The organism is Rhodococcus sp. 27YEA6 (genome assembly GCF_044908235.1).
Classification (GTDB): Bacteria; Actinomycetota; Actinomycetes; order Mycobacteriales; family Mycobacteriaceae; genus Rhodococcus_F; species Rhodococcus_F qingshengii.
In genome coordinates this window covers 1-7,397 of record NZ_JBIYCY010000047.1, presented here as the reverse complement: position 1 = coordinate 7,397, position 7,397 = coordinate 1, and the positions used below count along the sequence as shown (strand labels likewise).

11 protein-coding genes and 1 pseudogene are annotated in these 7,397 nt (G+C 60.7%); 7 read left to right on the top strand and 5 right to left on the bottom strand.

Going from position 1 to position 7,397, the window contains the following annotated elements:
* The 4 genes from ABH939_RS32875 to ABH939_RS32860 form a co-directional block, all read left to right on the top strand.
* Positions 1-716 (top strand): hypothetical protein (locus tag ABH939_RS32875; protein WP_404650733.1); only part of this gene is annotated, 716 nt, incomplete at its 5' end.
* 36 nt (positions 717-752) lie between these two features.
* Positions 753-1,550: an N-formylglutamate amidohydrolase gene (locus ABH939_RS32870; protein ID WP_241064973.1), complete on the top strand. Its 798-nt coding sequence runs from the start codon at positions 753-755 to the stop codon at positions 1,548-1,550.
* Positions 1,551-1,896: 346 nt separating this feature from the next.
* The gene (locus tag ABH939_RS32865; RefSeq protein WP_241064974.1) at positions 1,897-2,055 is read left to right on the top strand and encodes a hypothetical protein; all 159 of its coding nucleotides are present in this window, start codon (positions 1,897-1,899) and stop codon (positions 2,053-2,055) included.
* Between the two features lie 137 nt (positions 2,056-2,192).
* Positions 2,193-2,675 carry a hypothetical protein gene (locus tag ABH939_RS32860; RefSeq protein ID WP_241064975.1) on the top strand — a complete coding sequence of 161 codons (483 nt, stop codon included), beginning with the start codon at positions 2,193-2,195 and terminating at the stop codon, positions 2,673-2,675.
* Positions 2,676-2,977: 302 nt separating this feature from the next.
* Here ABH939_RS32860 and ABH939_RS32855 read toward each other — a convergent pair whose 3' ends face one another.
* Positions 2,978-3,214: a toxin gene (locus ABH939_RS32855; RefSeq protein ID WP_241064976.1), complete on the bottom strand. Its 237-nt coding sequence runs from the start codon at positions 3,212-3,214 to the stop codon at positions 2,978-2,980.
* On the bottom strand, positions 3,211-3,471 hold the full coding sequence (locus tag ABH939_RS32850) for a ribbon-helix-helix domain-containing protein (RefSeq protein WP_241064977.1): 261 nt from the start codon (positions 3,469-3,471) through the stop codon (positions 3,211-3,213). Before ABH939_RS32850 ends, ABH939_RS32855 begins: the two co-directional genes overlap by 4 nt.
* 178 nt (positions 3,472-3,649) lie before the next feature.
* On the opposite strand from ABH939_RS32850, the gene ABH939_RS32845 reads away from it, so the two are divergent.
* Entirely contained in the window at positions 3,650-3,790 is a 141-nt protein-coding gene (locus ABH939_RS32845; RefSeq protein WP_241064978.1) for a hypothetical protein, read from the top strand.
* A gap of 141 nt (positions 3,791-3,931) precedes the next feature.
* On the opposite strand, the gene ABH939_RS32840 is transcribed toward ABH939_RS32845, so the two are convergent.
* A complete protein-coding gene (locus ABH939_RS32840; RefSeq protein WP_084325630.1) occupies positions 3,932-4,633 on the bottom strand; it encodes an IS6 family transposase in 702 nt (233 codons plus the stop codon).
* A gap of 17 nt (positions 4,634-4,650) precedes the next feature.
* On the bottom strand, positions 4,651-5,052 hold the full coding sequence (locus ABH939_RS32835) for a hypothetical protein (RefSeq protein WP_241064986.1): 402 nt from the start codon (positions 5,050-5,052) through the stop codon (positions 4,651-4,653).
* Positions 5,053-5,259: 207 nt separating this feature from the next.
* On the opposite strand from ABH939_RS32835, the gene ABH939_RS32830 reads away from it, so the two are divergent.
* Positions 5,260-5,562, top strand: coding sequence for an McrC family protein (locus tag ABH939_RS32830; RefSeq protein WP_241064985.1), 303 nt, complete (start codon positions 5,260-5,262; stop codon positions 5,560-5,562).
* A 338-nt stretch (positions 5,563-5,900) separates the two neighbouring features.
* On the opposite strand, the pseudogene ABH939_RS32825 reads toward ABH939_RS32830, so the two are convergent.
* A pseudogene (locus ABH939_RS32825) lies at positions 5,901-6,137 on the bottom strand (DUF5956 family protein); the annotation flags it as partial.
* A 684-nt stretch (positions 6,138-6,821) separates the two neighbouring features.
* On the opposite strand from ABH939_RS32825, the gene ABH939_RS32820 reads away from it, so the two are divergent.
* The gene (locus ABH939_RS32820; RefSeq protein ID WP_241064983.1) at positions 6,822-7,010 is read left to right on the top strand and encodes a hypothetical protein; all 189 of its coding nucleotides are present in this window, start codon (positions 6,822-6,824) and stop codon (positions 7,008-7,010) included.
* The last annotated feature ends 387 nt before the right edge of the window (positions 7,011-7,397 follow it).

Genomic DNA, 7,397 nt, shown 5'->3' with positions numbered 1-7,397 from the left:
CATGCGCCACTGCAGAACCAGGAACGAGCACCGAAAAGGCGACAGCGATGACGAACACGAAGAGACACCCCGCAGTGATCGACCTACTCGGCGGCACACCCCACGGCGCAGGCGCGGACACGGCCACAACAGTCACCGCACCCACGCCTCCGACAGCGCCGAAGCGTCCGCGCAAGAAGGCTTCTCGATCGCCCCGACTGCGCTACGTCGCTGCCCTGATTGTCGTGGTCGCGCTGCTCGGTTGGTTCGTCCTGCGTCTTCTCTCCGGCAACGACGAGCGCGCACAGGAAAGAATCGCCGACGAGACAGACGTCTCGGAAACGGCACCTACCCTCGACGTCACCCCGCCCACTCTCGCCTTCACACCGACAACTGAAACCGACCCCGCCGCATGCCGCACCGACCCCGGCGACCAGAAAAGCGGCCCCGGAGTCATCGCAGCGTTCGAGCACGCCTACTACGTCACCCGCTCCGGAACAGCCGTCCGTGCACTCACCACCCCCGGCACGTCCCTGCCCGCGGGGGAGAAGATCCAAGCCGGAATCGACACCGTCCCAACAGGAACCACCCACTGCGTGCGCATCACACCGATCTCGGCTGGCATCTACTCCGTCGCTCTCACCGAAATGCGTCCCGGCCAGCCGCCCGCACAGTTCCCACAGACCATCACCGCCAAAGAACTCGACGGTCGCTGGTTCGTGGACGTCATCAACTGAAACCGGCACCAGTTCCACACTCGCCAAGGAGATTTCGTGAACACGAGAACACTGATCGCGGGCGATACATCCTCGCCCGTCATCTTGCACGTCCCGCACGCCTCGCGTGTTATTCCACCCGAGATCCGCTCGTCCTTGACCGTCACCGACGATCAACTCGCCGCCGAACTCGACGAGATCACCGACGCGCACACCGACGTGATCGCCCAGCACGCTGCGCAATCAGTGACACCGCGGCCGTGGACACTGCGCAACGACCTCTCGCGGCTGGGCATTGATCCCGAACGATTCCCCGACGAGCGCGAACAACTCAACGCCGTCGGCCGCGGCGCGGTCTACACCCGAACCTGCAACGGAGACGTCCTGCGCAACTCCGACAACGCCACACGAGATGCACTGCTCGATAACTACTTCCATCCCTACGCCGCCGCGATATCCGACCTGGTGACGGACCGCATCGCCGCCACTGGCCGCGCCGTGATCATCGACGTCCACTCCTACCCGACAGTGCCGTCGGCCTACGAGCTGAACCCAGACGACCAGCGTCCCGCCCTGTGCATCGGCACCGACCCACACCACACACCGCCTTGGCTCATCGAGACCGCCTACGCCGCGTTCTCCCCACTCGAGGACATCGGCATCGACACCCCATTTTCCGGCACGTACGTACCACTCGACCACTACAACACCGACCGCCACGTGTACTCGGTGATGATCGAACTGCGCCGCGACCAATACCTCACCGAAAGAAGCGAACTCGTCGACATCGCCGCCGAAAACCTCGGAGCCATGCTCGGCCGTCTCGTCGACGCGGCAGATCGGGGGAGCCGATAGATGTGCCAGAAGTACCCCGGCCCTCGCTGCACCCCGCACGTGCGAGCACGACTCGACAGCGCCCGACGTCGGCACGAGTCCGCCCAGGCATTGTTCGACGCGAACTCGGCGATCACCCGCAACCGGCAACGATTGGACGCTGCGAAAACGAAACTCGACGCCCGGTCCGCCGAATACGACGCCACTCCTGGCGGACAAACCGAGTTGCGCAATCAACTCGGCGCAGAGGACGATCCAGGTAAGCGAGAAAAGCTGCAGCATCGCCTCCAAGTGGGCAAAGCGCTACGCGAGCAGCAGATTAGAGCAACATCAGGCTCCGCCCACGACGACTCGAAGGACAATGGTAATGGCCACGAACGAGATACCGACCCTGACACAGGAGCAGCGCGAAGTGTTCTGGCGCCAGTGGGGATGGACTCCGGATCTGCCGGAAGCCGAACGTTTGGCGATCGAACAGGAGTGGGACGATTTGGCGATCGATCTGGCGAAGTTCCACGGCTTCTGATCGATGGCCGGCACATCACGCCAGTCGGGATACATCGATTGCCGGACGCACGCGCACAACAGTTTCGCAATCTGGGAAAAAGCACTCCCACGCTGCATGAACTGCATCCACGAGACGCGCAGATATACCGCCGCCAGATGGAAGCGTTGAGAGAGGGAAACCCGCACGCATCGTCGGTGTACGTCTACAACGACGACGAATACGCAAGTATGCGGCTGTTCGTGACTGACGACGGCCGTTCCGGTATCGCGCTCAACGACGACGAAATCGTCTCGCTCTACGCACATCAGGACAGTAACCACCCCGGTGCCGCGAATTCAATGCTCGAAACCGCAGTCGCTGCAGGTGGACGGCGGCTGGACTGCTTCGACACAGTTTTACCTGCCATCTATGCGAAGTCTGGATTCGTCCCCGTCGCACGATTGAAATGGGACGATGATTACGCCCCCGACGGCTGGAATTACGAGTTGTACCAGCGCTACAACGGCGGACGTCCCGATGTGGTGTTCATGGCTCACGACCCGGCATCGGTGGATTCGCGCTACCAGCGCGGGGCCGGTCGCTACGTCGACACATATGCCGACGGAAACGAGGTGGTCCGCGTCCGATTGGGATTGTGAGTCACCAAGGCGGCGAGGCTGATCTGACTCCATGGCCCACTTCGGCGACCGAAAGAACACAAACAACTTCCGGGTGTGGCGTGGAATTTCAGTGTCATGGGGGTGAGGGATGTCGTGTGAACTGCATGTCGCCCCACCGGTGGCGAGAATGGGCGGTGGTGCCAGTTCTCGGCACGGGGCGGCGGACGCGAACACACCTGCGTCGGTGCAGGCCGCGATCGCCCAGCGTTGATGGCGATGTCCTCCTTTCACCGGCGAGCAGGTTGACCTTCCCTGCATCGCGCTCGGCGAACAAAGATCGATTACAGAAGATCAACGTACTGAGATCGGGCCTTCATGGCGTGTATGAGTAGCTCGTTTCCGCTGTCGAAGCGCAGTATGACTAATTCCAGGAGGCGTCCGTTCGGGTCGAAGCCCAGCCGGAATTGGCGGGCGGGGTTGTCGTCGTCCAAGTCGGCGACGTACACGTGGTGCTCTGCCGCGTAGATGCCGGCGTCTTCGCTGATTCCGTGTTTGAGTGCGGATTTATGTGCCTTCACGCGACCTGGGTCCAGGCACGCACTGCTTCTCTGATCGCTTCGGATCGGGAGACGTGTTCTTGTTCTGCGCGGGCGTTCAACGCTTCGAGCAATGCGGCGTCCATCCGTACGGGCACTACTGCGCCGGGACCGACGCCGAGGGCGGGCCGGCCCCGTTTGCGCAACTTTTCGACGTCGTAACCGGTCTCGGCTTCGTCTGCCCATTCTTCGATCATGCTGTCGGTGACGGGCTGATTGTTGATCGTTTCGTCAGTCATAGATATTAGTGTAATACGAAATTGTGGCGGTGAAAGATCGTTCCGGATCCGGGTCAGGAATGTCATCACAGGCGCCCGTCGTCAATGTCCCACCGCTGCTGCCTTCTGGAGTGCATTGGTACGCCGCGCCGGGGCGCGGCAAAGCGGCGACAGCGGCCTACTCACCATGATGGCCGGCATGGTTCGGGACATCGGTCTGCTCCAGGTCCTGCTGCACGGACTGACCATGCCCAATCTTCCTGTGGCGGAACGAGCCAGCCTGCCTGCGGGCGAGCTATCGGTCGAAGACATGCAGCGCGCGTTCCTGCTGCGTTACTGAAGGACCTAGCCCTGCGGGCGTACTCGGGACCGAACTTCGTGCACCAGGTATGGATTGTCTCGTACGTCTTTTCGAGGTATTGTCAAGTTGTCTGGTGTGCAACTGTTTTCGGGCACATCACGCCATCACGCCGAGCGACGTTCAGGCAGCGAGGACCTGTTCTGTGACCTGATCCCACACCTGAAATCGGGCGGCAATTTCGGTGCGGTGATCGGTGGCGGCCATCCGGTGGCGGGGTGGGCGGAAGTGCGGCGAAATGCGACTGAATGAGGCCAGAAACCTCTGCGCTGAACCGACAGAGCGGAACCCTTTCATCGCGCGTTCACGTTGTCGGGTCGGTTGATGGGAGTTCTCGCACCGATTATTCAAGTACTTGTTTTGCCTGTGCTCAGTTGTCGACATCGTCTTCCGGTGCGCGACCTCGTAGCTGCGGAGTTTGTCGGTGATCAGTACCCGCGGCGGGTGGCCTTGTTTCTTCAGTAGTTTCCTGAAGAACCTGTTCGCCGCCGTGCCATCTCGCTTCGCTTGGATGAGGATGTCAAGCACGTTGCCGTCTTGGTCGACAGCCCGCCACAAGTATTTTCGGACTCCGCCGATCTTGACGAAGACTTCGTCGAGATACCACTTGTCGCCAGTGCTTGGTTGATGTCGGCGAAGCCTGCGGGCGTATTCGGGTCCGAACCTCGCGCACCAGGTGCGGATCGTCTCGTATGTCACGTCGATCCCGCGCTCAGCCATCAGTAGTTCGATCTCGCGAAACGAAAGCGTGAACCGGTGGTACAGCCATATGCAGTGGGAGATGATCTCCCGAGGAAACCGGAACCCTTTGTACGTGGACGACACCTACAGATCATCCCAGATCAGGCATTTTCAACAACTTGACAGCACCCCGTGGACTGCTTTCCGGCTACCGCGAAGTCGAAGACTCGGGCCCGGTCTTGCGCGGACGGCTCCGCGTAGGCGATCAGATAACCCGACGATTCTTCGCTCGCACTGCCGGCGGGTGATCCGCTACGACGAATAGGGGCGAAGACATCGCCGAAAACCAGCTGCTGCTCGCCGCCACCTTGATTCTGCTCGATTCCGCGGTAGTCCCGCCCCGTCTGCAGACGAGGTTGGCCAGGGGTCGCCGCACCCTCGCCGACATCACACGGCCCACCGCTGGTGCCGAACCGTCCTCGGCGAGAACGAGATTGAACGAGCGCTACCACTGGGCATTGCAGTTGTCGGAGCTGATCACCGAGCATCGGTCCATCGAGCACCGCATCGGACTGTCGTCGTGCGAGGCTTCGTCCTCGACATGGGGACAGTGTTCGAGGATTTCCTGATGACCACCACCGCTGCTGCGATCGCCAGCCGCGGCGGCAGGGGAGTGCGCCCCGGATCCGGCCCGACACGCTACCTCGATCACGGCCGCACCGCCCGCGATCGAACCTGACCTGACCTGGTGCGACAGCGACGACAAGCCCGTGGCGGTGATCGACGCCAAGTACAAAACAACCGCGGCCGGCAAGAGGGGGCCGAACGCGGACATGTACCAACTGACCGCGTATTGCACCGCACTCGGACTACGGGAAGGTCACTTGATCTACGCGAAAGGCGATACCGCTTCTCATGCGGTCGAGGTTGTCGGCGCCGACATCACCATCTACTGCCACGCCCTCGACCTGACCACGCCGCCAGCGGAGTTGCTGGGCTCGATCGACGTGCTCGTCGAGGCTATGAGGGCTCGGCACGGTGATGAATTCTCGGTGGTCGGACACGGCTCGTAGTCGTTGCGGGCAAGCAGGATCTGACGGATGACGCATTGGGCCCGATGACGCATCGGCTTGTCGACGTCTCGAGTGCCTCCGGTTTGACTTGCTCCGCGATGCGGTACGTGCGGCGCACTGCGCCACCCTTCGTTCAAAGGTCTGCGCACGGACGACATTCGACGAAGTCAACCTGCCAGGGCGACACTGAGTCATTGCAACAGCACAATTGAGTAAGGGTTCATTGTGGACAATTGGTGGTTGTACTGGAGCCCGTTTCCGCAGCCTCTCCGTGAGTTGCTGTGGATGATCATGCAACAGATTTGGTCTGGCTGAGACTTGCAGGCCCGTGGTGGGCGTCAGGAAGTCGGCGGTATCCGACTGACCAGTGATTCGTACAATCCCTTTATTGCTGTGAGGACTTCGGCCGGTTCGATGTATTGGTTCTTCTCGCGCAGAACATGTTCCAGCTCTTCGCCATCGCGAATGCTCTCAGGCACCAGCACGTGCCATGTGTATCCACGGGGTTGCAGCCGGACTCCGGCCTCGGCGAGGTAGGAGTTGACGTCGTCGTTGACCATCCGCAGGTCTTCTTCGGTAAAGGGCTCGAACTAGACTTCCTCGGGTTCTCTGCTCGGGTCACCGCGAGTGACTCGCACAGGCCGGTGCGCGGATGCCGGATACGGTGTCCTGTAGCACCGGCCTGGTCCCGCAACCCAGGGGTCAGCGCTCCGTGTCCATTCGAAATGACGCTGACGTAGCGGCCTGTAGGCAGGGCACTGGGCACCTGACCGTCAACGTCGGACAACGGATACTCGCTCCAGTACTGCGCCATGTCGTCCATTCTGGTCGACCCGAGAAGACACCGGATCAGGGTGGACAGATTCACAGCGTTCTGTCCTGCGGCTGATGAATATTGCACGTTTCGAATACTGCGCATCCGCCAGTCGACCTTCCCGGCAAGTAATGATCCAAACTCTGACTAGGGCCGACGCCGTTGCCCGAGCAAGGCTGTCGGGCGCCTTACCTAAGCTCAGCTCTGCGACGAGCGCCAGGTCGCCACACTGACCAGGCCGAAGCACCATTAGCGGTCCTGACCTGCAACCCAAGGTTGCACGTCGGTCAGCGGTGGCGACCTGAACTCATTCCTCGGGCACTTTGCGATTTCAGCGAACATGGCCGTGTGAACGCACCTGAGGGACAGACATTTACGAGCAGCAGGCAGAGGAGATCCCGTGAAACCAGGCGATCAAGTAAAGATCGGAACCGGAGGCGTCTCGGTGTTCACCGTCATCAGCATCGACGAAGACACTCAAACGGCAATTATCGAATCCACCGCCGACGCACCAGGAAAGTATCCGTTTCCGATGAAAACAACCACGCTTGTCAGTCTCCCAGGATTCCACTGCCTGACCGCGCAATACCGCGACCGACACCTTGCGGCTCCGCTATCTCTTCGCGTTTTTTGAACAGACAGTGCGTGTCATCGCTTCTCTGTCCTCGGTCTCGTTGGGTGACTTTGCCTTGCAACGGAATAGAGCCGACTAGCGCGATAGTCTTCCCATATGGATATGAAGACCGTCCTCGCGGTTACGCGATTCGAACACGAGTGGCTCGCCGATTCTTTTGTGCAGGCGACACAAACGCTCGCTGCTTCCGAAGCGGCTCGCAGGCATCACTATGTTCCGGAGTTCTATCTGCGCCGTTGGTGTGTGAACGGCGAACTCAAACCTGTAGTTGTCGACTCCAAGGCCACTCTTATGAATCGCCCTGGGTCTGATGGAGGCTCTGGCTATTTGATTTCAACCAAGGCCTGCTCACCCTGCTCAGTAGCGTAGAACGTCTTCTCGTACTCT

Coding starts and splice junctions, on each gene's coding strand:
- ABH939_RS32850 (WP_241064977.1), bottom strand. CDS start 3,471: ATGACTGACGAAACGATCAACAATCAGCCCGTCACCGACAGCATGATC.
- ABH939_RS32865 (WP_241064974.1), top strand. CDS start 1,897: ATGGCCACGAACGAGATACCGACCCTGACACAGGAGCAGCGCGAAGTG.
- ABH939_RS32845 (WP_241064978.1), top strand. CDS start 3,650: ATGGTTCGGGACATCGGTCTGCTCCAGGTCCTGCTGCACGGACTGACC.
- ABH939_RS32860 (WP_241064975.1), top strand. CDS start 2,193: ATGGAAGCGTTGAGAGAGGGAAACCCGCACGCATCGTCGGTGTACGTC.